This is a genomic window from Rania fehmarnensis, assembly GCF_056494185.1.
Map to the genome: position 1 here is coordinate 2,628,193 of NZ_CM151398.1, position 26,395 is coordinate 2,654,587.

Annotated in this window: 26 protein-coding genes and 1 tRNA gene; 19 read left to right on the plus strand and 8 right to left on the minus strand. The window is 56.1% G+C overall.

Going from position 1 to position 26,395, the window contains the following annotated elements:
* Positions 1–92 precede the first annotated feature (92 nt).
* Together SH573x_RS08815 and SH573x_RS08820 are read right to left on the minus strand one after the other, a co-directional pair.
* Positions 93–455, minus strand: coding sequence for a hypothetical protein (locus SH573x_RS08815; protein WP_479354251.1), 363 nt, complete (start codon positions 453–455; stop codon positions 93–95).
* A gap of 257 nt (positions 456–712) precedes the next feature.
* Positions 713–1,642 (minus strand): UbiA-like polyprenyltransferase, encoded by a 930-nt coding sequence (locus tag SH573x_RS08820; protein WP_479354253.1) that lies wholly within the window; start codon positions 1,640–1,642, stop codon positions 713–715.
* A gap of 261 nt (positions 1,643–1,903) precedes the next feature.
* Between SH573x_RS08820 and SH573x_RS08825 the strand changes: the two genes are divergently transcribed.
* Together SH573x_RS08825 and SH573x_RS08830 are read left to right on the plus strand one after the other, a co-directional pair.
* The gene (locus tag SH573x_RS08825) at positions 1,904–2,809 is read left to right on the plus strand and encodes a cyanophycinase (protein WP_479354254.1); all 906 of its coding nucleotides are present in this window, start codon (positions 1,904–1,906) and stop codon (positions 2,807–2,809) included.
* A gap of 18 nt (positions 2,810–2,827) precedes the next feature.
* Positions 2,828–3,385: a DinB family protein gene (locus SH573x_RS08830; RefSeq protein ID WP_479354256.1), complete on the plus strand. Its 558-nt coding sequence runs from the start codon at positions 2,828–2,830 to the stop codon at positions 3,383–3,385.
* Positions 3,386–3,510: 125 nt separating this feature from the next.
* Here the strand turns inward: SH573x_RS08830 and SH573x_RS08835 are convergent, their stop codons facing one another.
* The 4 genes from SH573x_RS08835 to SH573x_RS08850 form a co-directional block, all read right to left on the minus strand.
* A complete protein-coding gene (locus SH573x_RS08835; RefSeq protein ID WP_479354258.1) occupies positions 3,511–6,900 on the minus strand; it encodes a protein kinase domain-containing protein in 3,390 nt (1,129 codons plus the stop codon).
* 10 nt (positions 6,901–6,910) lie between these two features.
* Positions 6,911–7,609, minus strand: coding sequence for a zinc ribbon domain-containing protein (locus tag SH573x_RS08840; protein WP_479354259.1), 699 nt, complete (start codon positions 7,607–7,609; stop codon positions 6,911–6,913).
* A 181-nt stretch (positions 7,610–7,790) separates the two neighbouring features.
* Positions 7,791–9,170, minus strand: coding sequence for a DUF1501 domain-containing protein (locus tag SH573x_RS08845; RefSeq protein WP_479356679.1), 1,380 nt, complete (start codon positions 9,168–9,170; stop codon positions 7,791–7,793).
* Positions 9,171–9,383: 213 nt separating this feature from the next.
* Positions 9,384–12,410, minus strand: coding sequence for a DUF1549 domain-containing protein (locus tag SH573x_RS08850; RefSeq protein ID WP_479354261.1), 3,027 nt, complete (start codon positions 12,408–12,410; stop codon positions 9,384–9,386).
* Positions 12,411–12,549: 139 nt separating this feature from the next.
* Between SH573x_RS08850 and SH573x_RS08855 the strand changes: the two genes are divergently transcribed.
* From SH573x_RS08855 to SH573x_RS08865, 3 genes are all read left to right on the plus strand, one after another.
* Entirely contained in the window at positions 12,550–12,951 is a 402-nt protein-coding gene (locus SH573x_RS08855) for a GNAT family N-acetyltransferase (protein WP_479354263.1), read from the plus strand.
* Positions 12,952–13,204: 253 nt separating this feature from the next.
* Positions 13,205–13,864: an RNA polymerase sigma factor gene (locus SH573x_RS08860; RefSeq protein WP_479354265.1), complete on the plus strand. Its 660-nt coding sequence runs from the start codon at positions 13,205–13,207 to the stop codon at positions 13,862–13,864.
* Positions 13,857–14,714, plus strand: a complete 858-nt coding sequence (locus SH573x_RS08865; protein WP_479354267.1) for a hypothetical protein — start codon at positions 13,857–13,859, stop codon at positions 14,712–14,714. The genes SH573x_RS08860 and SH573x_RS08865 overlap by 8 nt, the downstream gene beginning before the upstream one ends.
* Before the next feature lie 63 nt (positions 14,715–14,777).
* On the opposite strand, the gene SH573x_RS08870 is transcribed toward SH573x_RS08865, so the two are convergent.
* A complete protein-coding gene (locus SH573x_RS08870) occupies positions 14,778–15,104 on the minus strand; it encodes a co-chaperone GroES (protein WP_479354269.1) in 327 nt (108 codons plus the stop codon).
* A gap of 307 nt (positions 15,105–15,411) precedes the next feature.
* Here SH573x_RS08870 and SH573x_RS08875 point away from each other — a divergent pair, with 307 nt between their 5' ends.
* The 14 genes from SH573x_RS08875 to SH573x_RS08940 all read left to right on the plus strand — a co-directional run bounded on the left by SH573x_RS08875 (position 15,412) and on the right by SH573x_RS08940 (position 25,391).
* A complete protein-coding gene (locus SH573x_RS08875; RefSeq protein WP_479354270.1) occupies positions 15,412–16,032 on the plus strand; it encodes a 50S ribosomal protein L25 in 621 nt (206 codons plus the stop codon).
* A 15-nt stretch (positions 16,033–16,047) separates the two neighbouring features.
* Positions 16,048–16,629 carry an aminoacyl-tRNA hydrolase gene (gene pth / locus SH573x_RS08880; RefSeq protein WP_479354272.1) on the plus strand — a complete coding sequence of 194 codons (582 nt, stop codon included), beginning with the start codon at positions 16,048–16,050 and terminating at the stop codon, positions 16,627–16,629.
* A gap of 118 nt (positions 16,630–16,747) precedes the next feature.
* The gene (rpsF, locus tag SH573x_RS08885) at positions 16,748–17,176 is read left to right on the plus strand and encodes a 30S ribosomal protein S6 (protein ID WP_479354274.1); all 429 of its coding nucleotides are present in this window, start codon (positions 16,748–16,750) and stop codon (positions 17,174–17,176) included.
* 32 nt (positions 17,177–17,208) lie between these two features.
* Positions 17,209–17,691, plus strand: a complete 483-nt coding sequence (locus SH573x_RS08890) for a single-stranded DNA-binding protein (protein WP_479354275.1) — start codon at positions 17,209–17,211, stop codon at positions 17,689–17,691.
* 58 nt (positions 17,692–17,749) lie between these two features.
* The gene (gene rplI, locus SH573x_RS08895; RefSeq protein WP_479354277.1) at positions 17,750–18,268 is read left to right on the plus strand and encodes a 50S ribosomal protein L9; all 519 of its coding nucleotides are present in this window, start codon (positions 17,750–17,752) and stop codon (positions 18,266–18,268) included.
* A gap of 201 nt (positions 18,269–18,469) precedes the next feature.
* Positions 18,470–18,551: transfer RNA gene (locus SH573x_RS08900), tRNA-Leu, on the plus strand.
* Positions 18,552–19,044: 493 nt separating this feature from the next.
* Positions 19,045–19,521, plus strand: a complete 477-nt coding sequence (locus SH573x_RS08905) for a hypothetical protein (protein WP_479354279.1) — start codon at positions 19,045–19,047, stop codon at positions 19,519–19,521.
* Positions 19,522–19,646: 125 nt separating this feature from the next.
* Complete coding sequence (locus tag SH573x_RS08910) at positions 19,647–19,925, plus strand: hypothetical protein (protein ID WP_479354281.1); 279 nt, start codon at positions 19,647–19,649, stop codon at positions 19,923–19,925.
* Positions 19,926–19,957: 32 nt separating this feature from the next.
* A complete protein-coding gene (locus SH573x_RS08915; protein WP_479354283.1) occupies positions 19,958–20,344 on the plus strand; it encodes a hypothetical protein in 387 nt (128 codons plus the stop codon).
* A 78-nt stretch (positions 20,345–20,422) separates the two neighbouring features.
* The gene (locus SH573x_RS08920; RefSeq protein WP_479354285.1) at positions 20,423–20,788 is read left to right on the plus strand and encodes an iron chaperone; all 366 of its coding nucleotides are present in this window, start codon (positions 20,423–20,425) and stop codon (positions 20,786–20,788) included.
* A gap of 1 nt (position 20,789) precedes the next feature.
* The gene (locus SH573x_RS08925) at positions 20,790–21,149 is read left to right on the plus strand and encodes a VOC family protein (RefSeq protein ID WP_479354286.1); all 360 of its coding nucleotides are present in this window, start codon (positions 20,790–20,792) and stop codon (positions 21,147–21,149) included.
* Positions 21,150–21,170: 21 nt separating this feature from the next.
* On the plus strand, positions 21,171–22,103 hold the full coding sequence (locus tag SH573x_RS08930) for a PLP-dependent cysteine synthase family protein (RefSeq protein ID WP_479354288.1): 933 nt from the start codon (positions 21,171–21,173) through the stop codon (positions 22,101–22,103).
* A gap of 208 nt (positions 22,104–22,311) precedes the next feature.
* Positions 22,312–22,695 (plus strand): BlaI/MecI/CopY family transcriptional regulator, encoded by a 384-nt coding sequence (locus tag SH573x_RS08935; RefSeq protein WP_479354290.1) that lies wholly within the window; start codon positions 22,312–22,314, stop codon positions 22,693–22,695.
* Complete coding sequence (locus SH573x_RS08940) at positions 22,692–25,391, plus strand: DUF1559 family PulG-like putative transporter (RefSeq protein ID WP_479354291.1); 2,700 nt, start codon at positions 22,692–22,694, stop codon at positions 25,389–25,391. The genes SH573x_RS08935 and SH573x_RS08940 overlap by 4 nt, the downstream gene beginning before the upstream one ends.
* Positions 25,392–25,716: 325 nt before the next feature.
* Here SH573x_RS08940 and SH573x_RS08945 read toward each other — a convergent pair whose 3' ends face one another.
* A complete protein-coding gene (locus tag SH573x_RS08945) occupies positions 25,717–26,292 on the minus strand; it encodes a hypothetical protein (protein WP_479354293.1) in 576 nt (191 codons plus the stop codon).
* Between the last annotated feature and the right edge of the window lie 103 nt (positions 26,293–26,395).

Sequence of the window (26,395 nt, forward strand, 5' to 3'; positions counted from 1 at the left end):
GCGGGGCACGATTTCATACTAACCCAAATTCTTCCATTTGCGAAATATCCGCGGCAGAATCTGAGAGTTTTTTGGTCAGACCTGTGCCGGCTCTACTGCCGCAGCAACCGCATATCGCTCGGTAAGGGCTCAGTGGCGTTAAATTGCTCGATAGCCAAATCCAGGCTGATTTTGCGGACACTCTTCAGTTCTAACTTGGCCGAGCCAGCCTGAACATGGTAGACCGCGATGGTTTGCAGCCGAGAATCGACGTACACCACCTGCTGAACACCGTTAGCAAAAACGGTCGACAGCACCTGAACATCGCCACCTCCTTGTCCAGCTTGGGGGGGACCCACGGGCGTGGAGCCTAGCGGCTGAGGAACCTGCTGCGCGGGCTGTTGAGTAAAACCGCTGAGCCACGAAGCCATGACCAGGGCTAACGACATTACCGAAGTGATCGCAATGGTCCGCATGTTCCAGTCATCCCAAATACAAGAGTTTGATAACGCCCTTGTAGTAATCCCGGCCCGCCGCGCGAAGAGCAAACACCTTTGGGATGGCTTTGATGTTATTGCATTACTAAAACGCAGAGACGCAGAGAATCGCAGAGAAGACCAAAACGAGAGGGCTTGGTAGCTTTATCTACAGCGTTTTCTCCGCGGGCTCCGCGAACTCTGCGTTTTAAAAGGGCTCTGCAGAACTGCTAAAGTCCACTCGCTTCCGTGGCGCTCTATAGCAGTGCGTCCAGGGCGGTGGCGGCACAGAGGCCGAAGCTAATGACGGCGTTGACGTTGAAGAAGGCTACGTTGACGCGCTGAAGATCATCCTCGCTAACCAGGCGATGTTGGTATGCGACCAGAGCGGCCACGACGAGCAGCGTGGCATAGTAGATCACACCTAAACGCAGCTGCGGAAACACCACAGGCCAAGCCATCAAGACCACGATCATAAAACCATGCGCCAGCGCAGCAATTCGCAGTCCGCCAGCGACGCCGAACCGAGCAGGCACGCTGTGCAAGCCGCTGTCGCGATCGAATTGCGCATCTTGACTGGCATAGATAATGTCAAAGCCCATCACCCAGGCGGCGATGGCCATCGCCAGGCCAATGGCCGGTCCCAGGTCACTGGGGTCGAGCAGCACTTGTTCGCCGCGCATGGCTAGCCATGCGCAGATCGGCGATAGCGCGAGCGCGATCCCCAACCACAGATGAGCCGCACTGGTGAAACGTTTGGCGAAGCTGTATCCACAAATCCACACGAGCACCGGCAACGCTCCGGCCAGCGGTAACCAGTTGGGCAAGAATAACGTACAACTGGACCAAAAGCCCAGCACCATTACTACAAAAAACAAAGCAACGCCAGACTTGGATAGTCTTCCGCTAGGTATGTGCCGAACGGCCGTGCGCGGATTTTTGGCATCGATGGCGGCATCGACCAGGCGATTAAAGGCCATGGCAGCCGAGCGGGCTGTGACCATGCACAGCACCACCGCCAACGCGCGCCACATCAACTGACTGCCCGAGAGCGGCACATCGCGAGGGACGATGATCGCCAACACGACTCCCAGCAGTGCAAAAGGCAATGCAAAGACCGTATGGCTGAACCGAATCAGCTCCAGGTAATCACGCACTTTGGAAAACAGCACAACGCCACTCATCATGTTGGGACTATCCGCAAATCGCCCGGCTGGGGTAACACTTCTTGGAGGTTTTGGCAAATGACGACGATAAAAACAAGGGGCGAGTGGCAACTGTGCTGCTCACTGCGTCGTATAATTGCGACGGAATGCCCTATCATTGGCGGACGCATTTTAGCTGACAGCCAAATTCGATGCATTCGGACTTTTCGTTACCCACACGTGTTGCTAAAAGCCAGTCATGTGTGATCCATCTCATCATCTCTTCTGTGGCCGGTGGTTAGGATGCGATTCTGGCAAGCGCGAATCTGGGGCTGGAGTCTACTAGTACTAGCAGTGCTGGGACTGGGTACCTACTTTCGTTTGGAAATCCAGCGTCATACCACCAAGCTGTTACTGCACTCGGCAACTCACCTGCATACTTCTGGTGGCACTCTGATGATCGCGGGTGGCGGTGAACTGCCCGAGCGCGTCCAGCGTCAATTCGTTGAACTGGCTGGTGGTGAGAAGGCCAAGCTGGTTGTCATACCAGGTGTCTACGTCGACGAGAGTTTTGAAAAGCAGTATTTCGATGAATGGATGGCCTGCCATCCGGCCTCGGTCCATGTACTCAACGCCAGCTCGTCCGAACAAGCCAATGATCCCAAATTCTCAGTTGCCCTAGACGACGCAACTGGAGTCTGGTTGGGCGGTGGCCAGCAAACCTGGTTGACATCTTGTTACAAAGACACGCTGGTCGAAAAGAAGATTCGAGATGTCCTGCAGCGCAACGGTATCGTGGGCGGTACCTCCGCAGGCGCTGCGGTGATGTCCGAGGTGATGATCACCGGCGGACGCAAGAAACCCTCGGTCGGAACTGGGTTCGGATTTCTCCCGGGCGTGATTATCGATCAACACTTCATCAAGCGCAATCGCTTCTCGCGTTTACGACAAGTTGTGGAGACCAACCCACAACTAGTTGGCATCGGTATCGATGAACGCGCGGCTCTGATTGTTTCGCTCAGCCAGCGCCAGGTGCGCGTGGTCGGTGATTCTTACATCGTCGTTTGTTTGCCAGAAAAGATCGGCTCGCAGTATCGAGTCGAAGTGGATTTCTATAATCCCGGTGACCAGTTTCAGCTGTCCGAAGCCGGCAAGCCCGAATTGATGCTGGCCGATACTTCGCTGGTCGAAGATTGGATCGAAGAATAGTTCTCAGGAGTTTCCAGCTTGCAAGACTTTCCAACTCTCGACATCTCGCAAATGACCGAACAAGCGGTCGTCGCTGGCCGCGATCAAGCTGTTGCCCAGATGCGCTGGATGCGCGCCTATTCGCTGCAATTGATCGATACTATTTCGCATGACCTGTGGTACAAGTTGGTACCCGGGTTGCCTTCGCATGTTGCCTGGCAAGTCGGACATATGGCCGTGGCCCAATATGGATTGATGCTCTTTCGTCAACGTGGCCGCGTCGAAAGCGATATGGATCTGTTGCCAGGTTGGTTACGGAAGAACTTCGGCCGTGGTTCGCAACCATCGATCGATCCCGATGACCCCAAGAACCCCACGCCTGCTGTGCTACTGCAGCACTTTCATGCGATCCATGAAGAGTCGTGTAAAGTCGCCGTGACGCTCAGTCATGCCACCTTGATCGAACCGATTGATATGCCGTATGCGGCTTATCCGACCAAGCTAGGGGCGCTGGTTTTTTGTCCTATGCACGAAGCCATTCATGCTGGCCAAATTGGTGTCCTGCGCCGTGGACTGGGCCTGGAACCTGTCCGCTGATCCGTAGCCGAACCGTAGCCGAACTCGCCAGAGTTTGGATCATCCGTAGCCGAACTCGCCAGAGTTTGGATGAAGCGATGTACGTTAACGCCTCCAAAGTCTGGCGACTTCGGCTACGAATGTGCTTACGGTGCAAACTCGGCAGGTAGTGGTTGCTGAGCCGCTTGAGCCGCTTCGCGACTAGTCAACGATACCATGGCTTTCTCAGGATTATCGCCATCCAGTAGCACCCAGATCATCTTTTGATCGGCCGACTTCAGAGCTGCGTTTTGGGCTGGATTGGCTTTGGTCACGAGCAAGGTCAAAGCCTCGCGCACTGTTTGATTTTCGACTTTGAAATCGCGCACCTGAAAGTTGCGCGTGAAGCCGGCAAGTTGAAACGCAGTACCATTGAGTTCGAACGTCAGCGGTTGGGTGCCTGCGGGCAACTGGTCGTTGGCTTGTTCAGCGATCAGGGCCAAGATAATTTCAACTCCTACCGGATCGCTGCTGAGCGAGATTTTACGTTCGAGAATCTGTGTTGGTGAAAGGGCATTGCCGGTGGAGGCTGGTGAATTGTTGGCCACTGCTGTGTTGGCGGTGGCGGTCGATGTGGGTTGCACAGCCATCCAACTGGCGTAAATCAAATTTGGTGCCGCGCTGGGTGGCAGGTAAGCATTGGCGATGGCTTGTCCATTTTCGGTGCCCACGCGCGTTTGCGCAGTAAGTGCACGCAGCATGCTGGGGTAACGATTGGCCATGGCACGCCAATGCGGGTGCGGTAGTTCGTTGACCAACCAGTTTTCGACTTGTTGGGGCAGTTTGTCTTTCAGATCGTTTAACTTTTGTACAGCGACTAAGGCTTCGCGATCGCTGGCCCCCACCATGCGCAGTTCATAAAACCAACTCTCGTCCAGTGAACTGGTGAGCATCAATCCGCGTGTATCTCGTGGCAGCCAGGTATCCACCAGGCTCTTCAGCCGCGGTGGAGCTTGTTCAAGCCAACTGCGGCCCTCGGTAAACAGAAAAGACGGGCTGAGCAACAACGTGAACTCGGCATCGCGATCGGCGCTCTGCCACAATTGTTCGACGGCACTGGCCAACGGACCGCGTGCCCCTTGCATCGAGGCACTGTCGCGCATCAATTCCGTGGGCCCTACGGCAAAGGCAGAGATCGACTGCGAATCGACCAGCGGTTGTTGAGCGATGTAATAGGCTTGCGTGTCAGCGATCAACAACATCTGCTGACCGACCTTCAGTTCAGCCGTCAGGTTCCAGGGGCCTTTCAATTTCGAAAGCGGCACAGGCTGAGCAAGTTCGACGCGCAAGGCATACTGTGGCACACCACTTTGACCAGGATAGGCGGCCACCACGACCCGGTCGAGCGATTCGAGCGGCACACCGCTGAGCAGGTTCAACCATTTCCAGAAGTCGCCAGTATCAGTATCCAAGAGACTGAGGAGTTCTTTATGGCCTGGTGAACTGAGCAAGGTCGCGGGCCGCAAGGCCACGAACGCTTGCGCGCCGGGTGGCAACAGGTCTAAAGCCATTGGCTCAGGCGCGCGTGGTGGTGCCCATAACGCAGTTGGATCACTGTCAACAAGTTCAAACTTCTCGGTCCGCGGATCGACCGGCGTGGCTGGGGCTGGATTGGCTACGAAACCACCCGTCGCTCCACTGCTGCCGGAATTCGCGATCTCGTATGAGTTCTTTTTGCCGCCTGCGCCGGAGGAACCAGCTCCGCCCCAACCGCCGCGCATCACTAACAACATTAGCACCAGCGCGACCAGAGCGCCACCGCCGATCAGCGGCGTGAGCCAGGCGTGGCTAGTCTTGCGTTTGGCCGCGGGCTTGCGCACGCCGCGCTGCACAGCCCGACGCGCAGGCGGTTTGCCTGGTGCCGCCAAGCGCACCGCCGGCTTGGCCACTGGTTGCGCTTGCGGTTCCGAAGTGACTTGCGCACTCAGCGGTGCAGGGGCAGATGGGGCTGCGGATGGCTGCGTTGCAGATGTTGGAGATGTTGGAGATGTTGGAGATGTTGGAGATGTTGGAGATGTTGTTGGGGAGGCGGGTGCGGTCGTCGATGGCTGGACCGCTGGCACACTTGCCGCTGGGCTAGCTGGCGCGGCGGGGATCAATGGTATGGCTGGGATGACAGGTGCCGTATGTCCAGCGGCCGATGAATCTACAGGCCGCGCAACTGGCTGAGTGCTTGGTTCAGTTGAAGCGGGTGTTTCAGGCACCTTACTCTTCGGTTCCTTCGGCGACGGCTGTGGAACGGCCGTCGTGGCTGGTAGCTTGGGCACTGCGGGAGGCGTGCGTGGTTGAGCGACTTCGGGCTTGATTGATTCGGGCTCGATTGCTTCGGGCGCGGGCTGGGCGATTTCGGCATCGATCACCGTGGTCGTCGGGGCCCGTTTGACGGGCTTGGGTGTCGGCAGTGGCCCACCGGCTACGATGCGCTGGGCCTCGCGCAAACTCTCTACGAGTTGCTGGCCGGAAGCGAAACGCGCGGCGGGATTCTTGGCCAGGCAATGCCATAAGCAGCGGGCCAGCGGTTCAGGCACAGTCGCCAGAGCTTGGTGATTAAATGGTCGTTCCGCATGGGCTGCCAGAATCTTCTCAGCCTGATCGGCATGGAACGGCGGTTTGCCGACGAGCATGGTCCAGGCCACACATCCCAAGCCGTACAGATCGGTTTGAGCTGTCGCAACTTGCGCGGGCGCCAAAAACTCGGGGGCTATGAAGTGAGCGGCGATCAACTTTCCGGGCAACCGCTGCGCTAACAAGCCGTGAGGCGTGCCTCGCGAAGCGTCTGTGCCATCCAGTTGCAGGGACAGCCCGCATAGAGGATCGCGCAGCAGTTGATACTTGCCATTGAGACTGGCGCAAATACGGTCGGGTGTGACTCGACCATGGGTCAAACCGGCGGCATGCAAAGCCGACAAACTTGCGGCCACATCCAAAACCATTTGCATGACCATGTCGGTCGGCTTGGGTTGACCATCGCACCACGTTGTCAGCAGCTTGCCTTGCACGGGTTGCAAGCACAATTGCAAAGCGCCGCTGGCCATTTCGGGCGGTTCGACACCTTGCAGGTTCTCATGTCGAACTTGTGCATGTTGCAACACGCGCGGCAAAGATGGCTGGGCATTGGCGATGGGCGGACGTTTCAGATCATCCGCTGTCAGCCAGCGATACCAGGCGGGCGTGGCCGTGGGAGTCTTGGCGGCCAACCACCAACCGTTGAACACAGAACGTACATCAGGCGCTGGATAGAGCGTGTAGTTAACTGGTTCGAGCAAGCGAAGTCCGTGCTGGACCAAAGGCTGATCGCTGCCCGCGACCAGGCTATCGGCTTGAAACTGCGTCAGCTTGCCTTGAGCGACCAGTTGCTGGGCGAGCTTGGCGCCGTCGAGAGCTTCGCTGGCCGAGAGTTGCGCAGCGGCATCCGCTGCCCAGGCACGACAGATCATCGGCGATGCGAGCTGGCTGGCCGTAATGCGTTGCCACAGTTCTACGCTCGATAATGCCATACACTGTGAATCAAGTTTGATACAGGAAGCGTCCGCAGGTTGGGCAGACAACTGTGTGATGATTAGCCAGGCGATCCAACATTTGCGGTGTTAACATCTGGTAACAGCCGCCGCAGCAATTGCCTTCGGTCTCGGCTATGCCATCTTCGCCCTTGAGCGAGATCAAGCGTTCGTAGTCGCGTTTGAATTCACCGGAGAGCTGACTTTCCACTTGCGCCAGCTCATTCAAGACTCGGTCCAAATCGACTTGGACCGACTTCAAGCGTTCCATGATGCGTTTTTCAGTTTCAATCGCCTCCGCTTCGGCGGCACTGATTTGCTTTTGAGCCGGTTCGATTTGAGCGGTGACCACATCGACTTGTTCAAGCAGTTCGAGGATCTCGTCGGAGAGCACGTTATTGGCTTGCAGATCCGCGGCAATTTGTTCTTTGAGCGTTTGGTATTCGCGATTCTCTTTAGCAGCGTTCATCTTGCCTTCCAAGTTGCGAATGCGTTGCTCGCGCTCACGCAACTGCAACTGGCGGCGGTCAGCATCCATGCGCAAGTGTTTTTGTTTTTCGCGAATCTCCTCGAGCGCCTTTTTGCACAGGTCAATTTTGTACTTGGCCGCCTGTATCTGCTTGGGTCCGCGCTCCAACTGGCCGGTCAGATCGCTTTTCTGCCGGTGGATGCGATGTAAGGTCTCAAGCACACTAGCGCTAATGCTCATCAAGGATCCCAAGGGTTAATTGTCTTCTTTCCTATCACGCTCCGGCAGTAGCGGAAGCCGTCAAGGCTTTCGAAATTCCCTGCGTCAAGGCACTCGAAACGCTTGACGCGTTCCGCTACCGAACGCCAAAGGCGACTATCTTATCCTAACCAATGCTCGGCAAACTGGATAGTTGGTCCTCTTACGCCAACAAACCTTCAATTACGTGACCATGAACATCAGTCAAGCGGCGATCGATGCCGCCGTTGCGAACGGTCAGGCGCGTGTGATCATAACCCAAAAGATGCAGGATCGTCGCGTGAATGTCATAAACGCTGGTTACCTGGTTGCGATCGGCGGGTTTGTAGCCCCACTGATCCGATTCACCGCAAGTGATCCCGCCGCGAATGCCGCCGCCGCACAGCCAGTTGGTGAACACAAAAGGATTGTGATCGCGACCGCGACCGCCTTGGCTGCTGGGCAATCGACCAAACTCAGTGGTCCACAACACGATCGTATCTTCCAACAAGCCGCGCTGCCGCAAATCTTCGATCAAGGCCGCAGCCCCTGAGGCCATACCAAAGGCCAAGGGGCCATGATCGCGCTCGACATCCTCGTGGGAATCCCAATTGCGGCGTGGGAAACCATTGTCATTGCCTGACCAGACTTGCACGAAACGCACACCGCGTTCGATCAAGCGTCGAGCCGCCAGGCACTTGCGGCCAAACAGAATCGCCTCTTCACGCTGGTTGATCTCGCTAGGAAACTCACTGGGCACATTGTCCAGTCCATAGAGTTTCAAGATGTGCGCCGGTTCGTCGCTGAAATCGAGAGCCTCCGGGGCCGCCAGTTGCATCTTGGCTGCCAGTTCGTAACTTTCGATGCGCGCCTCTAAACGCGCATCTTCGGGTCGCGCTAAGGCATGCCGCTGATTCATGCGTTTCAAGAGAGTTCGCAAATCCTGTTCGTGAGCCGGATCGATCTTGGCGCGTTGCGATGCAGGGAACAAGTCGGCGATCGGTTTCTCGCGATCAGGATAGATCACCGTGCCAGCCGCTTGCGGTGGCAAGAAGGCGCTATCCCAGTTCTTGGTCCCGTTGCTGGCCAGCCCTCGATGATCGGGCAAGACCACAAAGGTCGGCAAGTTGTCATTCATGCTGCCCAGTGCATAACTGACCCAGGCACCAGCCGATGGAAATCCAGGTCGATCGAAGCCCGTGGTTTGCAACAGAGTGGCTTGGCTGTGCACACCTGACTTACCAACCAGGTTGTGAACAAATGCCAGTTCATCGACAACGGTACCCAAACGCGACACGATACTACTGAGCGGCTTGCCCGATTGGCCATATGGTTGAAACGGCCAGATCGGTCCGAGCCACGGACCCAGGCCGTTCTGAAACGCTTCGATCGGTTCACCAAAGTCGCTCGGCCGGCCATGAGCTTTGGCCAGTTCGGGTTTGTAATCGAACAGATCAATGTGACTAGCCGCTCCAGCCATAAAGAGTTGAATCACCCGCTTGGCGCGTGGTCGATGATGAGTCGGCCGTTGATTCTCAGTCGCGCGAGACTCATCGGCCAACATGGCCGCCAAAGCCAGGCTACCAAATCCGCCCGCAGAGTTGATTAAAAAGTCGCGTCTAAGCACTTCGACACGTCCAATTCGGGTTAGGGCTTTTCACACTTCGGTAGCCACCGTCGCCAGACGGTGGAATTGGCCGACCGCGACATCCACCGCTTGGCAGCGGTGGCTACTTCTAAAAATCCACCGCCTGGCGGCGTTGGCTACTTCTAATAACTAGTCAACGTATACAAATTCATTCAAGTTAAAAATCACGCGGGCCACGGTCGTCAGGCCATGTTGTTGAGCGACTTCGCATAGCATTTGCTGTTCGGTGGTGTCAGGTGGTCGGCCAGTGGCGGTAGAGAACATCTGACGAACAGCTTCTGGGACGTCGGATGACTGGCCACTGATACGATCGGCCCATTCTTCTGCAGCCATCAGCGTAAAAGCGTTGTTCAGTAACGTTAGGGCTTGCGTGGCCGAATTCGATTGGTTGCGGACGTCGACTTGCATCGAAGGATCGGCGCAGTCGAGCGATGTCATCAAGGGTTGCGTCTGCGACCTGGCGATGAATCGATAGACGCTGCGCCGCATGGTGCTGGGAGTGCGCGGATCGTGCAGCCGATATTCATAATGCGGCGAATGCTCGGGATGTTCGATGACAAAATCTTGATAACTTGGTCCGCCCATTTCGCGGCGCAAGAGACCAGCGACCTGCAACATGGCATCGCGAATCGCTTCGGCTTCTAGTCGCTTGCGTGGGCTGTGCGCTAGCCATTGGTTATTAGGATCGACTTCGCTGGTCCGCGCGTCGCTTTGCGAGGATTGTCGATAGGTAGCACTGAGCACTATTTGTCGGTGCAGTTGTTTGAGCGATTGTTGATCGCGCAGTTGCAGAGCCAGACGGTCAAGCAGTTCGGGGTGCGATGGCAATCCGCCCATCCGTCCGAAGTCGTTAGGCGTATCGACAATGCCTCGCTGGAAGTGATAGCTCCAAAGTCGATTAGCGATCGAGCGCCAGGTTAGTGGATTGTGCCCGCTGGTTAACCAGGCGGCCAGTGCCTGGCGACGCTGGGCATCGGACGAGTCGAGGCTGCCAAGTTCATGCGGTAGATCGCTGAAGCAATTCAAGGTCAACGGTTGCGCCTCTGGGCCATTGCGGGCCACATCGCCGCGCGGTAGCACTTGCACTTTGCGCGGCCGGCCTCCGTTGGGGCCAGTGCCCGAGAAGGCTCCCGATCCATAATGAATCGTGGCCACGTAAACTTGCTCAGGGGCTGGCAGTGACTTGATCTGCGCGTCTAGTTCTCCGAGCAGGCGCTCGACCTCGCGCTGCCGCGCTAAGGTCTCTGCTGGCACGAGACGTGTAAGCAGTTCCTCGCGCTCGCGGACCAATTCGGCTTCTGCGCTCGCCGCCATCTTCGCTTGTGGGTACTTGTCATCGACCAGGTTGCTGCGCGACCAGCGCTCGGGGGCTTCGATCGAGTCGAGCGCGGTGACTGCCTTCTTGAGCGCTAGATTGACACCAGCCTTGTTCAGCACGCGCAGTTCGGCGAGGGCCAAGATGTAATCGTCTTTTCGCTCGGCCAATTCCAAGGCCGTGAAACGTACGTAACGCGCCAGTCGAGGCGCTACGTCGCGAGCTTGAACTTGAATGCCGGGGTTGGCGGCAGGGGCGTGCGATTGGTCCCACAGCAACTCGACGTCCGATTCAAATTTGGGATCATTGCCCGCTTGAATCGTCCAACGTTTGGGAGCGCCGAAGCCTGCACCGATGCCGGCAAAGTCATCATGGCAAGCAATCCACTGGACCGCAGCGATCTCCAGCGGCTCGCCCAGATCGATCTGCACCCACTTAACGCTATCGGCCTGGTTTTCAATGGCCGAATGATAGCCATGCTCCGCCGGTAGTTTGGGGCCTGTGGCTTTAGCCTGGCTGAGTTGCTGGTCGATCTCGGCCAAGCGCGGCGAACCCAGTTGGCTGATCTGGTCGCGGAGCGCGTTTCGTTCGCTGGTCAGTTGGCGTTGTTCTAATTCCAAGGCGCGATAACGACCCATGACTTCATCGTCGCGATAATACTTGCGTTCAGTTCGATCCAAGGCCGCGAAGACTGCTTGCAGTCCGTAATATTCCTTTTGCGTAATCGGGTCGAACTTGTGGTTATGGCACTGGGCACATCCGATGGTCAGGCTTTGAAAGGTCAAGAAAGTATTCTGAACCATATCGTCGCGATCCAGATGCCGCGCGATGCGACCATCGAGTTTCGATTCGGGCACTTCGAAGTGTCCGATGAAATCCCAGGGACCGGCCGACAAGAACCCCACGGCTTCGATGGCTTCATAACTATTGGGCCACAACACATCACCGGCGATCTGTTCGCGCACGAATCGATCGTAGGGTTTGTCGCTATTGAGAGCGCGAATCACGTAGTCGCGGTAGGGCCAGGCATTCAGCCGCAATTTGTCTTTGTCATAACCGTGCGTCTCACCATAGTGAACAACGTCCAGCCAATGCCGAGCCCAACGTTCACCGTGCGCAGGCGAAGCCAATAGTCGATCAACCACGCGCTCGTAGGCATCGGGTCGCTGGTCGTCGATGAACGTTTGCAATTCGTCGGCAGTGGGTGGCAGTCCCGTCAGATCAAACGTCGCGCGACGAAGTAGTTCACGTCGCTCGGCCGGGGGCGCAGGTTGCAACCCTTTGGCCTCCAGTGGCGCTTGAATATAGGCATCGATGTAATTCTCGCGAGTCCAGTTGGCAGAGTGGGATGACGAGTTGGGGGAGGGCGAGGTTGAGTCCTGCAGTGGCTCGAGCGACCACCACTTTTCGTCGGGTGTTTCGTTGGCAACGAGCGCCAGATTGTCGGGCCAAGGAGCCTTTTGGGCTAACCACTCGCGGAGGGTCGCGACTTGAGCGGTGGATAATGCGGGACGACCTTTGGGCATCGCCGGAGGTTCGTCGCCGCTGGGCAGGACCGCCAATAGCAAGGCACTTTGATTAATATCTGCAGCATCGATGGCTGGCCCGCTATCGCCGCCGGCGGCCAATCCCGCAGCCGAATCGAGAACCAAACCGCCTTCCCGCTTGTCGCTGTTGTGACACGCCACGCAGTTTCGCTCTAGAATCGGTGCGATCTGCTCCCGAAACAATTGGTTTAGTTCGTTATCGTCGCCCGCATGGGCCAGTGGTGTTGAGGCGGTAAACCGAGCCACAACCAGTAGCAACACTGTTAACAGCCGGGATGGAAGGTTACTGGTCATCGGTGGGAATCGCCATGCTGGGTTCAATTTGAGTGGCTGGATTCAAGTTGTAGTCGCAGGCGAGGGACGCGGTGGGACAGGCGTCGCGACTGACTGAAGGAGCATACCTTTATTATAACAGAAACAGAAAGCCAAACCTATGAAAGAGCCGCAATACGGGCTCGAGCCAGACTTGTCGGCCGCTGAATTTATCGACTGCTTGACGCGTTCGACCTTGGCCCAGCGGCGGCCGGTCGACGAACCCGACCGCATTGAATCGATGCTGCGCAACGCACAAGTGATCTTGACGGCGCGTGTCGACGGAGTGCTGATCGGTGTCTCGCGGGCGATTACCGACTTTGCCTATTGCACGTATCTATCGGACCTGGCGGTCGATGTCGCCTTTCAAAAACAAGGCATTGGTCGCGAATTGATTCGCCGCACGCATGAGGCGGCTGGCCTGCAGAGCATGCTCATCCTGTTGGCCGCCCCGGCTGCGCGGACCTATTACCCGCATATCGGAATGCAACCGCACGATTCCTGCTGGATGATCAAACCGTAGCCGCCCACGTAGCCGCCCTCGTAGCGGAAGCCGTCAAGGCTTTCGAATCGCGTCGTTCAAGTTCCATTCCGAAACTCTTGACGAGTTCCGCTACCAGGGATTGCGCACCCCGAAACTCTTGACGAGTTCCGCTACTCGGGGGCGGCGCTGGTGGAAGTGCTGGGTTATGATGGAGGCGGCGGCCGCAGAAAAACTTTGGTTAGCTGTGGAATAAATTGCCCGTTGGTGGGCTCTATCTCTAGAAGCGTATGTCGTGCCCGAAACTGGACCTCCTCAATCCAAAGAGCTGGAATCGACCGTGCTGGATTCAACAACGCTACCGCTGCTTGCTGGCTCTGGTCCGGCTCTGGGTGGCTGCATCGTCGAACCTACGGAGTTGGTTTCGGCCAATTACCAGGCAGTGTACCGTTATGCCTTTCGGCTAACGGGCTCGCGCACAGGTGCCGAGGACATCACGCAAGAGACCTTTTTGCAGGCTCTCAGGTACTTGAGTCAGTTGCGTTCGAGCGAAGCACAGTTGGGGTGGCTGTTGGCAATTGCACGCAGAACTTTTCTGCGCAGCGTCACGCGTTGTAAAGACGGCCAGGTGCAATCACTGGATGCTACCAATGCTGATATTGAAAACGCCTTGGGGCAGCCAGCTCACAACCCGAGCACTATTCAACAAGTCGACGACCATGATCAGGTGCAAAACGCTCTATGCCAGTTGGGAGCTCAAGCTCGATTGATCGTCGTCATGTATTACTTTGAAGAACTCAGTTACAGCGAAATCGCCAATCAGCTACAAATACCCATCGGCACTGTCATGAGTCGTTTAAATAGAAGTCGTGAAGCCTTGCGTCGAGTATTGGATGCTCCAGCTGCCCACGCCCAGACTTCTACCAAGGCACAGGAGGGCCAGGCGCATGTCTGATATCCACAAGCATCATCGCAGCCAGTCTCAGCCGAACCACTGCTTGGGAGGCCGGGGCCAGGGTTTCAGCGATGACGACACCCGCATCCAAACCGCGCTCCATGCAGTAGCGATTCCCGAGGGCTTGGCAGAACGTCTGCAAGCACACGTAGCAGCGTCTCTCCGAGACGCTGAATGCATTGACCACGTAGCAGCGTCTCTCCGAGACGCTGAGTGTATTGATCACGTAGCAGCGTCTCTCCGAGACGCTGATCAGCTTGACGTTGAAGCCTTACCCAACGGCGCATGGCCATCGACGGCCAACAGCGTTACTCCGCGCAGCTATGAAGCCGCGACCAACCCCGGCCGCAGCGGCTGGGAGATGGTGCGTCGCGCGGTTATTGTCTTGGCACTGGCTGGCGTGCTAGCGGCTTTTGCTTTCTTGGCCAATCAATGGCGACAGCCGCTGGAGCGCAGTTGGCTTCAAGCTCATGCACAGGCCATTTTGGAGCAGTGGGAGAAGCAGAATCCGGCTAGTCTCGATGTGGCTGAACTGAAATTGCCGACGGCTATTCAGCAGCAATTGGTGCGAGTCACTCCCGTTGGCGCGTTGCCCCTCTCGAGCTTGGGATCGAAACTCAGCGGTACCCTTTACCGGCTTGATGCCAGCGATGGCCGAGGAATTGTCCTCTTGAAGCTGACCAATCTGAAAGCCGTGCGTGGACTCTCCGGTCGCTTTTCGGCGCTCAGTTCACCCAGTGGAGGCTGGAGCCTGGCGGCGATCACGCTGAACAACGAAGTCTTCGTCTTGGCCGCTGTGGGAACCGAGCAGCAGCTCTTCAGCTACATCCATCGCCCGGCGGTAACCTAAGTCTCCTTTCGCTCCGCGAAAGGCAATCACCTGCTAAAGTACCTTTTGCGGAGCAAAAGCAGACTATTCTTCGGTCTCTGGTTTTTCTTTGCGAAAGACAGCGACCACGTCTTCGACCGGGACGACGAACAGTTGGTTATCGGGTTCGAAATCGACAGGGATCGCATTTTTGGGGTGGAAGAGGATCTTGTCGTATTGTCGCAGAGGGACATCTTCGTCGTGAGCGACTTGCCGGCTGATGGTGACGATGCGGCCGGTGATGGTGGGGATTTCGGCGGCATCGGGTAAGGCGATCCCACCTTTGGTTTCCCGTTTCGGCTCGTCTTTTAATACTAGCACTCGTGCTCCAATGGGTTCGATGTACTGGAGAGGGGTGCTTTTCTTTGGCATATCGGCTGCGCGCAGTTTTCTGAGGCAAATGGTAAGGAAGGCAGCGGGGACAGACCCGCGAGGATCTCAACGTAATGGAGACCGGAAGGGTCGGCAAGCCGATTTTGTTGAATCTGGGTCAGGTTTCGCAGCGGTTTGCTCTTGAAAGTCAGGCGGCTTTTGCGATACTTGCCCGTTTCCTAAATGCCCTCCAGACAGGCGGCTAGCCCCGGTAAGAGTGGCCCGATCGTTGGTAGCCCGACTTAGTGGGTAGTCCGATGATTGGGAAAACCTGGGGATATTGGCCACGAAGTGATGGACCCGAGAGATGATTGAGACAATTGAAGTAAAGACCCGCGAAGCGGTAGGCACCTCACGAGTTCGCAAGCTGCGCGCCACCGGTCTGGTACCGGCCGTCCTATATGGTCACGGCGAAGCGAACGTGAATTTAGCGATTTCCAAAGATGCCGTTAACACCGTGATTCGCCACGGTTCCAAGATGCTGGCCTTGACCGGCGCGATTCAAGACACCGCCCTGCTGCGTGAAGTTCAGTGGGATGCTTATGGTGTTGAGATCCTGCACGTTGACTTGGCCCGCGTGTCGAAGGACGAAGCGGTTGAAATTACATTGCAGGTCGAACTGCACGGCGAAGCACCTGGACTGAGCGAAGGCGGCGTGCTGAAGTTCAATACCCACGAGCTGACGATTCGTTGCCCAGCCGGCTCGATTCCCGAACATTTGATTGTCTCGGTCGCCGGTTTGCACCTGGGACAGAGCGTCCATGCCAACGATGTTAAGCTGCCCGAAGGGGCTTCGATGATTACGCCGGCCAGCGTGGTGGTAGTGCAGATTGCTCAGCCGGCCGCTGCTGGCGATGACGCTGCGGCTACTTCGAATGAGCCCGAGCTGATCCGCAAGGAAAAGTCGGCTGACGACGACAAGAAATAGTAAGACCGTAATAGCGTGACGGACCAAGCCACCAAGACGCGACTTGTGGTTGGACTGGGGAATCCCGGGAGCCGTTATGCTCTTACGCGACACAATATTGGATTTGATGTCCTGGAGATTTTGGTCAAGCGGCATGGGGCTGAACCACCGCGAGCCAAATTTGATGGGCAATTGACGACGATCAAAGTGGCTGGCCAGCCGGTCATTTTGTTTTGGCCCCTCACATTCATGAATGAGAGTGGTCGAGCCGTCTCGGCGGCGGTCAAGTTTTACAAACTTGCCCCCGAACAAGACTTGCTGGTAATTTGTGATGACCTGAGTTTGCCGCTGGGCAAGCTGCGAATGCGTGCTCGAGGGTCCTCGGGTGGTCAAAAAGGACTGGGCGATATCTTGCGGGCTGTTGGCAGCCAGGATGTTGCCAGGTTGCGGGTGGGAATTGAACCTCCGCCGCCGCAGTGGGATGTAGCGGACTATGTTCTCAGCCGCTTCCGCAAGGAAGAGCTGGACGAGATCGCCATCGCCAAGGAAAAGGCCGCTGATGCGGTTGACCTTTGGTGTCGTGAAAGCATTGATACTTGCATGAACAAGGTCAACTAAAGCGGCGCTGAAAGCACGTGCGAAAAAAATTTTCATCAACAAAAACATTGGCTTCGGAACATCCGGCGCCTTGACGAACTCCTTATAACGGGATTGAGATTTTCGGGAGACTGGGAACTTGGCGACGCAATATTACGACTGCTTCTTTTTGTTTGATAGCAACCGCTACAACCGCGATCCGGGTGGAGTGGCTGCTACGGTACAAGCTTCTGTGGAGAAGTTTGGTGGCGAGATCTTGGCCAGCCGCTTGTGGGACGAACGCCGCTTGGCGTATCCCATCAACGGGCACACCAAGGGCACCTACTGGATCACCTACTTCAAGATGGACTCATTGCAGTTGAAGGATTTCAATCGCGATTGCCAGTTGAACGAAAACATCATGCGTTTTATGGTGACCCGCGTCGATCCGCGATTGGTTGAAACCTTGGTCGCCCACGCACTGGGTAAAGTCACACCGCCTCCACGTGATGTGGAGCCTGTGGCTGTGGGCGTGGTCGACGACCTGGACGTCGAAGACGTAGCCGATTTCGAGGATGACGACGCATAGTAAGCGTTCTTTGTCCTGCAGGAGTACAAACCATGGCAAGTTACAATCGAGTCATTTTGATGGGCAACCTGACGCGTGACGTGCAGTTGCGCTACACGCCTCAGGGAACACCCGTGACCGAAGTCGGCCTGGCCGTCAATGATCGCCGTAAAGGTAGCAATGGCGAGTGGATCGATGAGACCACCTTTGTCGATTTGACATTCTGGGGACGCACGGCGGAAGTCGCCGCGGAATATTTGAGCAAAGGCTCACCGGTGTTTGTCGAGGGACGATTGAAACTCGATACCTGGGAAAAAGACGGACAGAAACATTACAAGCTGCGGGTGGTATGTGACCGCATGCAAATGCTCGGCACGCGTGGCGAAGGCGCTCCTCGAGCCGCCGGCGCACCAGCCGGTGCCGCTGCCGCCACCAGCGTCCATCAGCAGCATGACAGTTACAGCGAGCCACCTCGCTCGCATGTGATCGATAACGAACGCGAAGCGGGATTTTCGCAAGACGAAATTCCGTTTTAGTCGTCCCTTTCAACAGACCAAATCAAAAGATCAGTTATTAGCAGTATAGGGTTTTGACATGGTAGCTTCTCGACAACCACGCCTGGCCAAGAAGTTCAAGCGATTGCCTAAAGGAGAGAACGGCGGCATCCAATTGCTGCTGACTCAAAACGTCGACCACGTCGGCAAACAAGGGCAAGTCGTCGAGGTGAAAGCCGGCCATGCCAACAATTACCTGCTGCCTCAAGGTCTGGCGATCATTGCGACCGACCATCACAAGCGGATGGTCGAAAAGCATAAGGCTCGTCTGCACGAGATCGAACGTACACGACTGAGCGGTCTGCAAACCTTGGCTGACAAGATTGCCCAGCAGTCGATCACGATCGAAGCCAACGCCAACGATGAAGGTCACCTCTACGGCAGCGTCGGCGCAGTAGAAATCGTCGCCGCCCTCAAGGCCACCGACATCACGGTCACCAGCGATCAAATTCGCCTGACCGGTCCACTAAAGGAACTCGGCCTCTACACGGTAAAGGTGCACCTGCACCAAGAAATCGAAACCGACCTAAAGGTCTGGGTCGTGCCCACTGCAACCTAGGTTTCGTTTACCCGTAGCCGCACGCGAGTTTCTCGTTTAACCCGTAGCCGCAGTCGAGTTTTTCGTTTAACCCGTAGCCGCAGGCGAGGTGAACCCGCTAACCCAAGCCTGCCTTGCGGTTAGCACCAACAAACGCAGACAGTCATCTACGTGTGTCCATTTTGAGATCCGATCGCCGGTCGACTGGCCAGCTGATCGCAAGGGGATGTGGCGGAACTGGCAGACGCGCTAGACTTAGGATCTAGTACCGCAAGGTGTGCAGGTTCAATTCCTGTCATCCCCATTGGCCTTCGGCCAATAGAGAGTAGACGAGAGAAAGTGGAGAGTAGAGATTTCATAGCCCTAGAAATTCTCTAGGGCCAGTTTCATCACCAAAAGCATCTTTCTCGATGTCTACTCGGTCTACCCTCTACTCCCAATTCTCTTGCGATTGTGCAGCATTCCAGCCATTTGTTTGAAGGGCTTTATGTCACCTCTGCCAGGCCCTATTCAGGTAGATTGCAGACGAGGCATTCTGCAGAGCCCCTGCACTTCCCATCCCCATTCCACGTAGCAGCGTCTCCCAGACTAGCCTCGATTGGCCACAACGCGTAGCCGGTAACGGTGAGGGTTGCGAGTCTCAGAGAGACTCGCCTACGTGCGATCCTCCGCGTCTCCGCGTTTTCTAACTAGAGGCTAGCCAAAAAACGCCCGCAGCTGGTTGTTGGGGACCACTGCGAGCGTCTAAGCTGGAGTAGTCCCTCAACCACTCGCATGATGAACACGACGAGGCAACGATGAAACGCCTTCATGTCATTGGGTATGCTGTATTGGTCGTGCTGCTGCTGGTGACCTTCACGGTTTACTCGCGTCACCAAGCTCAGCTTGAGTTAGAGAACCTCACGCTTCGATATCGGCTCAACTGGCTTGCCGATTCCGCTCAACGCCTGGCCAAAGGTGAAGGTGGCCTCGCCATCTATTCGATGAAGGACACGGATGGACTGCTCTCATGTTTTGCCCACCGCGGCGACGTTGACAATGTGTCTCTGGAAATGACCGATATTGGGCCTGTCGGTATCAGTTCCATAGCCAGTATGCCCAACGTCAAGTTGATCGCGTTTTCTGGCGATTTCGGTGTCAATGATCAGACCGTCATGCTCCTGGCCAAATGCAGTCAGCTCAAGACTCTCGAGCTCACGAGCACCAAAGTCACTGATGCTGGGATCACGACGCTGGGCACGCATTTGCCAAATTGTAAGATTGAACGACGTTAATCGATGCTATTTGAATTCTTGACCTGCTTAGGTGTGGATGTCTGCCATTGTCCTGGCCCGAGTGTCTGGAGATTGAGGACCGGTGGCGCGCAATTTATGGGAACGCCTTTGCTGGCCGACCTCGGATGCGCGTAGGCGTAAAGGCCGAGGCCGAGTATGCTCAGGTTGAGTGTGCTCACTACTGGATTGTTCCCTTTAACTTTAATTTGGCTGGTACTGCGGTGAGTGTCACCAAACATGGTCAATGTGCGTTTGAGTGTCGTGGTATCATGCCACCGCTAGGACGGTTTCAGGGCATCGAGTTTTTTGTGAGTCCCATAGATTTTGCGTGGACCATGGTCCACACTCACGAGGATCATGCCTGCGGCGGGCCCTACTTTATGCGGCAAGAGTGGATTCCCTAAAGCTGGCCCCTGCAGCTTACGAAAGCGATTGCATGAAAATTCGAACCAAGCGCTGGTTCATGGTTCTCATTCCACTGGGCCTGATTTGTTTCGCCATCGCCGGTTGGTCTGCGTTCAAGTTGGTTGTCTGGGTTCGAGATCTTCCAAACCGCATCGCGATCGATGGCGATGCCCTGGCCAATACGCTGGGCAAGGCTGCCGTCCAGTCGTATCACGACGGACTGAACAGCGGTGACACGGCGACCCAAAGCCAGATTCTTCGCGACTTTACTACCCTGGTCACCAACAACGCCGCCGCTCAGCAGTGGGTGCGCGCCGAGTACTCTACGGACATTCGTGCGCTGTCTTCCTCCCCTGACGCTGAGGTGGCCCAGTTAGCTGACAAGTTACTTACGTTATTGCCGGAACGTCTCCCGTAGCCGAAGTCGCCAGACTTTGGATGAAGTACCATAACGCGTCCAATCTCTGGCGAGATCGGCTACGAGGATCCATTCGATATGAAGTCAGGTACGAAACCTCCTCAAACGATCGACGCCTACATCGCTGGTTTTCCCGAAGAGGTGCAATTGATTCTCGAGAAGATTCGGTCGACCATTCAGGCCGCCGCCCCGAATGCTACCGAGGCCATGAAGTATCAAATCCCAACCTTTGTTTTGAACGGTAATCTCGTTCATTTCGCGGCCTTCAAGAAACATATTGGCTTCTATCCGGCTCCATCTGGAATCGAAAAGTTCAAAGCTGAACTGGCTGACTACAAACATGCGAAAGGATCCGTTCAGTTTCCACTTGATGCGCCTATTCCGTACTCGCTGATCAAGAAGATCGTCAAGTTTCGTGTCACCGAGAATCAACAGGCAGAATAACGTGCAAGTTCACTATCTCGAAATAGTCACCACCGAAGTCGATTCGCTGTGCTCCCTTTATTCTAAAACGCATGGGGTAACGTTCAGCGAAGCTGACTCGCAACTGAGCGGAGCACGGACGGCGCGTTTGGAAAGCGGTACCACGCTTGGCATTCGCACACCGTTGCATGCAGGCGAACGGCCAGTCATGCGTCCTTATTTTCTTGTGGACGATATTCAACGGGCCGTCGATCTGGCAGCGGGCGCAGGGGCCTTGATCGCGGTACCTCCGATGGCGATCCCCGGTCATGGTCTGTGCGCAATCTTCTTTCATGGAGGCATCGAGTCTGCCCTTTGGCAGGCTGAAACAGCGGTGAGCTAGTTCTGCGTTACAATTGACGGGATGAACGCACCACCTAATACGCAGGCTCGACGTGGCGATGGACTGCTGCGGTTGATTGGCCGTACGCCGTTGATTGAACTGAATTTTCCAGAGGAGAATCGCACGTTGTTTGCCAAGTGCGAGTTTCTCAATCCCAGCGGCAGTATCAAAGATCGCCTGGCTCGAACGATTGTCATGGACGCCGAGCGACACGGGTTGCTCAGTGAAGATTCCATTTTGCTGGAGTGCACCAGCGGCAATACTGGGATCGCCTTTGCCATGGTGGGTGCGGCTCGCGGTTATCGCGTGGCGATCGTCATGTCCGAGCGAGCCAGTGGTGAACGCCGCAAGATCATTCAGCACTTCGGCGCCGAGTTGATCCTGTTCTCACAAGCTGGTTATCAGACGGGCATCGAGATGACGCGCGAGATGGCTGCCCGCGACAGCCGGTATTTTCTGCCTCGCCAATTCGAGAACCCGCTCAACGCACATGATCACGAACATGAAACCGGAGTCGAAATTCTGGAGCAGATGCAAGGGCGAGTCGATGCCTTTGTTTCGGGCTATGGAACCGGCGGTACGCTGGCCGGTTGTACGCGGGCGCTGCGTAAAGCCAATCCGCAAACCGTCATCGCCGCCATGGAACCGGCCGAATCGGCGCTGCTGTCGGGTGAAGAAGCATGTTGCCACTGGATTGAAGGCATCGCCGGTGGTTTTGTGCCTCCGCTGCTACGCGAAGTGCCGATCGATCGCGTCGTCAAGGTCTCTAGCGAGTCGGCCATGCAGATGACGCTGCGCCTCAATCGCGACTTCGGGCTGCTCGTGGGTTCGTCCTCTGGAGCCAACGTAGCTGCGGCGCTTGAACTTGCACGTCAGCTGCCAGCCGACTCACGCATCGTTACACTGCTGTGCGATCGGGCCGAACGCTACTTTAGTACTCGGCTGTTTACGTAGTATCACTTCTTCCCACCGGCTCACCACCGACCTCGTGTCGGTGGCAGCGATGACTGGTTGGCTAGTAATGGCCATGTTCTAGCCGGTCAGTCATCGGTCCACCGAGACAAGCTCGGTGGTGCCTCCAAAAAATACTTGACAACCGCCGCGACTATCTCTACTATAAAACCAAATCTAAAAAACCAAAGTTCATCGATGAGGTGGAGTGATGGGGAGGCCGGCGGCGAAGGAGTTGACGGAGCGTGAGCTGGAAGTCATGCATGCTTTCTGGCAACGGGGAGCTTCGACGGTAGCTGAAGTGCGCGATGCGCTGGCGCAGTCGGGGCGCGATTTGGCGTACACCACCGTGGCTACGCTGGTAAAGATTCTGCTGGAGAAAGAATTTCTAATTCAGCTCAACGATCAGCGGCCGTTTCAGTTCGAGCCGGCCAGGCCGTTTGAGGATGTTTCCAAAAGCATTATTCGTGACCTGGTCGACCGCGTCTTTGGTGGCTCGCGCGAACAATTGCTGATGCGCATGTTTGATGGCTCCAAACTTACTCGTAAAGAACGACAAGCTCTTGAGAAACTGCTGCGGGAGGAGAAACCATGACTGCGTTTGGAATGAGCCTCTTGTGGTGCGGGCTGCAAGCTACACTCTTAGCGATTGTGGCCATGATTGTTAGTGCTCGTCCGTGGCGCATTGGTGGTGCCTTTGCTCCGCTATGCGCGCTGCTGGCCATTGTGGTTATTACTCTGGGCAGCTTTGTGGCGCTGCCGCAGTGGTGGCCCACGGTCGATGTGTCGGCCTGGGCGCGCGCCAAGTCGTCGACAACTCGCGTCGATGAAGTTGCTCAAGCCACCCCGTTACCATCGCCAGCGGGTGCAGATATCGACTCTGGTGCTGCGGGACCTGTTGCGCAGTCGAAACCTGCAGGAACTGCGCTGTCGACGCTGGCCGCAATATTTCTGGACGAACTGCGACAAGCGCCTGACGATACCCAGACGCATTGGACGCGCAGCTGGCTGCCTAAGCTGGTAATTGGCATATTCGTATTGGGGCTGGTGGTGGGCTTGATTCGTTTGATCATGGGAGTGCTGGGGACGATTGACCTGCGACGCAGCAGCCAACCGATTAGCGCGCGTGAAGTCTCGGAAACTCTGGATATCTTGCAAGCGGAGCTGGGCATTCGAACCAAGGTCGAAGCTCGGCAATCCGATCAGCTGTCGACCGCTGCTACCATCGGCGTGTTCTCACCGATCATCTTGCTGCCCGCCCATTGGCGCAGTTGGCAAGCGGTGGAACTCAGGGCCGTCATGGCTCACGAGCTGGCTCACATTCAGCATCGCGACTTTGCGGCTGGGCTGATGGCACAGCTGGGGGTCGTCTTGCACTTTTACAATCCGATCGTTCACTGGCTATCGCAACGCTTGAAGCTGGAGCAAGAGCTGGCAGCTGACGCAGTGGCCGTCAAGCTGACTGGTGGTGAGCGAGAGTACTTGCGAGTGCTGGCAACTTTAGCGCTCGATCAACAAAACAACTATGTGGGCTGGCCGGCCCGTGCTTTCCTTCCGACCCGCCAAACCTTTTTCAGGAGACTGGAGATGTTACGGGCTTCTAAAAACAGTGCCGTCAAACGCACTACCCTCGGCCGGCTATGCGCGATGGTCGTTATCGGCATCGTGGCCATGGGGCTGCTGTCGATTCGCTCATCGGGCCCCGCGGCCATTGCTCAAGATGCCAAACCAAAAGCAGCGCCCAGTGCAGAGTATTCCCTGCAGTATCTGGACGAAGATTCAGGTGTCATCCTGGGCGTGCGGCCCCATGAGTTGCTGGCCAGTGAACAGGGCAAGGCAATCTACCAGATGCTGGGAATGGGCTTCGAGACACAGGCCAAAGAAATGCTGGGTGTAGGCCTCGCCGATATCGAGCAAGTTGTGATCAGTTTTAATTCTCAGGCTTGGGCTACACCCAGTTCTGTATTTGTACAGCTGAAGAGCCCACCAACGTTGGATATCCAGAAATTTGGCGGCACCAAGATCACTATTGGTGATCGCAGTGGAGTCGAACTGCCGGGGCTGGGAGTTTTATGGCAGCCCAGTGAATCATCGCTGGCCGTCAATTCACGCCGGCAAATGGAACGCATCGCCAATGGTCGCCAGGTCCAACCTGCATTTATAGCGACGGACGTCTGGAGTCAACTGAAGGTGCAGAGCGCCTTTGCAATGATCGAAGGCAAGGTCGTGCGCAATTGGATAGAAGCAATGCGCAAGAATCCCAATGAGGTGGGTCAAGTTGTGCGTTCCGTGGCCGGTACCGTTATCGATGAAGCCGCTTTGTTCGGTGTAGGCGCTAGTCTACGAGATAACATGGAACTATCCGTGCTGACGTTGTGCCTGGATGAAAAGGGAGCTAAGTCAGTTCATGAGACTAACAACGCCAGTATCGTTTTACTCAAGAACTTCCTCAAAGAGCAACTGCGAACGCAACCGGCTTCAACCGCCAAGGCTTCATCCGTGACTGAAGGTGGCGCTACTATCCAAGCGTCAGCGGCTGTAGCCCAGTTGATTCAGTTAGGTAACAAGCTCCTAGAAGTGATGGAGAGCAAAGTGGATGGCAAGCTGGCCAGCTTGAATGCACGCTTGCCGATGAAAGAGGTGGCTCTGGCTCCCTTTGCCGAAGCTGCAAGCGCCTCGCGAAGGGCTGCCAGGCGATCACATTCTTCGAATAATCTCAAGCAGATCGGACTGGCCATGCACAATTTCCACGATACTTATAGCCAGTTCCCTGGCGCAGCTGCATATCGTCACAACGCCAAGGATCAGCCAAAGAAGTTTCCCTACAGTTGGCGTGTCGCAATTCTTCCCTTCATCGAACAGTCGAACCTGTATGAGCAGTATAAGTTTGACGAACCCTGGGATAGCCCCAGCAACCAAGAGTTGCTGAAGAAAATGCCCGCTGTCTATCGTCATCCTGAAGACCCTGAGGGATCCACCAATACGTCTTATGTAGTATTGATGGGTAAAGATTCGATGTTCCCACCTGATACAGGAGTAGAGCTGCGCTCGATCACCGACGGCACCTCCAATACGATCATGGCGGTGGAGGCCAAGACATCGATCCCGTGGACCAAACCTGAAGACTTCAGCTATGCGGCTGATCAACCGCTGCCGAAGTTTGGTGGCTACGCGGAAAATGGATTTAACGTTTTGTTGGGTGATGGCTCGGTAGTGTTCATCGCCCATTCGATCGATGCCTCGCTGTTGCGCTCGATGATAACCGCGCGGGGCGGCGAACAAATCAAGTAGACTATCGCGCGGCCACGCGATAAGAACGACGAGCCCAGGGGCAGCGGGTCGCCTCTGAGTGCTCGTCGTTCGCTTTTGGAGTGCTGTGGCGTTAGCTAAGCCGACGGCGTTAGCCGCGGTTATTTGGAGTGCTGTGGCATTAGCCACAGCTTTGATGTGATAACCAAACCGTGCCGCAGCCTGTACGAACCAGTGGTCGTGTGCGAGTATTAACCGCGGTTACTGAACGTATACGGGCGGTTGACGAGGGAACCGGGGCTAACGCCTACGGCTTAGTGCGCCAGCAGTCCAAAAACCGGGGCTAACGCCGGCTAACGCCCACGGTTTAGTAGGAATTGGGTTGAGCTCGCAGGTAGAGTTTGTGTGCACGAGCATCCAATGCAAGCGTCTCGCACTCTGTACATTGATAGTACCGGAAGTTCTCTGGCCGACTGAGCACCCAGGCCATTGGTAACTCTCTCCAAAACTCTTCGTGCACCTGACCGATGCTTGCGGATGCATGCGGTACGAGCGAGTTGAGTAACTGGTCGGAAGATCCTTCAATGTGCATTTGGCAGATGAATGCTCCATCACCCAGACCATATACGTATACATGTTGACCGTCGAAGCGCTCAACCAACGTGCGCACGCTCGAGGGCCAAGAGTATTTCGACAAGTAGGGGCCAACGCCCAAGAACAGCCAGCTACTCAAGCAGATAAATGCCAGCGCTAGCGCTGGCCAGGCGATCCAGTTCACCTGCGGCTGCCGATTGGCGCGGACAAGCCCCAACCAACTGAGCCCACATATCGATACGGCTACGGCGGCACCAAAGCTGGCGTACATAGCCCATGCGCCTAAGACCACTGCGCTCTGAGTGGTAATGAGCAAGAGATGTGTTACGCTAAAGCGGTAGTTTGACATGCTGATACACAGGCTGGAAGCCTATGCCACAGTGGAATCACAGGCTGGAAGCCTATGCCACATTAGGAACACAGGCTGGAAGCCTATGCCACACAGGCTAGAA

What these genes read in the sequence shown, in the direction of transcription:
- SH573x_RS08815 (WP_479354251.1), bottom strand. Translation starts at nt 455, where the DNA reads ATGCGGACCATTGCGATCACTTCGGTAATGTCGTTAGCCCTGGTCATG.
- SH573x_RS08820 (WP_479354253.1), bottom strand. Translation starts at nt 1,642, where the DNA reads ATGATGAGTGGCGTTGTGCTGTTTTCCAAAGTGCGTGATTACCTGGAG.
- SH573x_RS08825 (WP_479354254.1), top strand. Translation starts at nt 1,904, where the DNA reads ATGCGATTCTGGCAAGCGCGAATCTGGGGCTGGAGTCTACTAGTACTA.
- SH573x_RS08835 (WP_479354258.1), bottom strand. Translation starts at nt 6,900, where the DNA reads ATGGCATTATCGAGCGTAGAACTGTGGCAACGCATTACGGCCAGCCAG.
- SH573x_RS08840 (WP_479354259.1), bottom strand. Translation starts at nt 7,609, where the DNA reads ATGAGCATTAGCGCTAGTGTGCTTGAGACCTTACATCGCATCCACCGG.
- SH573x_RS08845 (WP_479356679.1), bottom strand. Translation starts at nt 9,170, where the DNA reads ATGTTGGCCGATGAGTCTCGCGCGACTGAGAATCAACGGCCGACTCAT.
- SH573x_RS08850 (WP_479354261.1), bottom strand. Translation starts at nt 12,410, where the DNA reads ATGACCAGTAACCTTCCATCCCGGCTGTTAACAGTGTTGCTACTGGTT.
- SH573x_RS08855 (WP_479354263.1), top strand. Translation starts at nt 12,550, where the DNA reads ATGAAAGAGCCGCAATACGGGCTCGAGCCAGACTTGTCGGCCGCTGAA.
- SH573x_RS08865 (WP_479354267.1), top strand. Translation starts at nt 13,857, where the DNA reads ATGTCTGATATCCACAAGCATCATCGCAGCCAGTCTCAGCCGAACCAC.
- SH573x_RS08870 (WP_479354269.1), bottom strand. Translation starts at nt 15,104, where the DNA reads ATGCCAAAGAAAAGCACCCCTCTCCAGTACATCGAACCCATTGGAGCA.
- SH573x_RS08875 (WP_479354270.1), top strand. Translation starts at nt 15,412, where the DNA reads ATGATTGAGACAATTGAAGTAAAGACCCGCGAAGCGGTAGGCACCTCA.
- SH573x_RS08890 (WP_479354275.1), top strand. Translation starts at nt 17,209, where the DNA reads ATGGCAAGTTACAATCGAGTCATTTTGATGGGCAACCTGACGCGTGAC.
- rplI (WP_479354277.1), top strand. Translation starts at nt 17,750, where the DNA reads ATGGTAGCTTCTCGACAACCACGCCTGGCCAAGAAGTTCAAGCGATTG.
- SH573x_RS08905 (WP_479354279.1), top strand. Translation starts at nt 19,045, where the DNA reads ATGAAACGCCTTCATGTCATTGGGTATGCTGTATTGGTCGTGCTGCTG.
- SH573x_RS08910 (WP_479354281.1), top strand. Translation starts at nt 19,647, where the DNA reads ATGCGCGTAGGCGTAAAGGCCGAGGCCGAGTATGCTCAGGTTGAGTGT.
- SH573x_RS08915 (WP_479354283.1), top strand. Translation starts at nt 19,958, where the DNA reads ATGAAAATTCGAACCAAGCGCTGGTTCATGGTTCTCATTCCACTGGGC.
- SH573x_RS08920 (WP_479354285.1), top strand. Translation starts at nt 20,423, where the DNA reads ATGAAGTCAGGTACGAAACCTCCTCAAACGATCGACGCCTACATCGCT.
- SH573x_RS08930 (WP_479354288.1), top strand. Translation starts at nt 21,171, where the DNA reads ATGAACGCACCACCTAATACGCAGGCTCGACGTGGCGATGGACTGCTG.
- SH573x_RS08935 (WP_479354290.1), top strand. Translation starts at nt 22,312, where the DNA reads ATGGGGAGGCCGGCGGCGAAGGAGTTGACGGAGCGTGAGCTGGAAGTC.
- SH573x_RS08940 (WP_479354291.1), top strand. Translation starts at nt 22,692, where the DNA reads ATGACTGCGTTTGGAATGAGCCTCTTGTGGTGCGGGCTGCAAGCTACA.
- SH573x_RS08945 (WP_479354293.1), bottom strand. Translation starts at nt 26,292, where the DNA reads ATGTCAAACTACCGCTTTAGCGTAACACATCTCTTGCTCATTACCACT.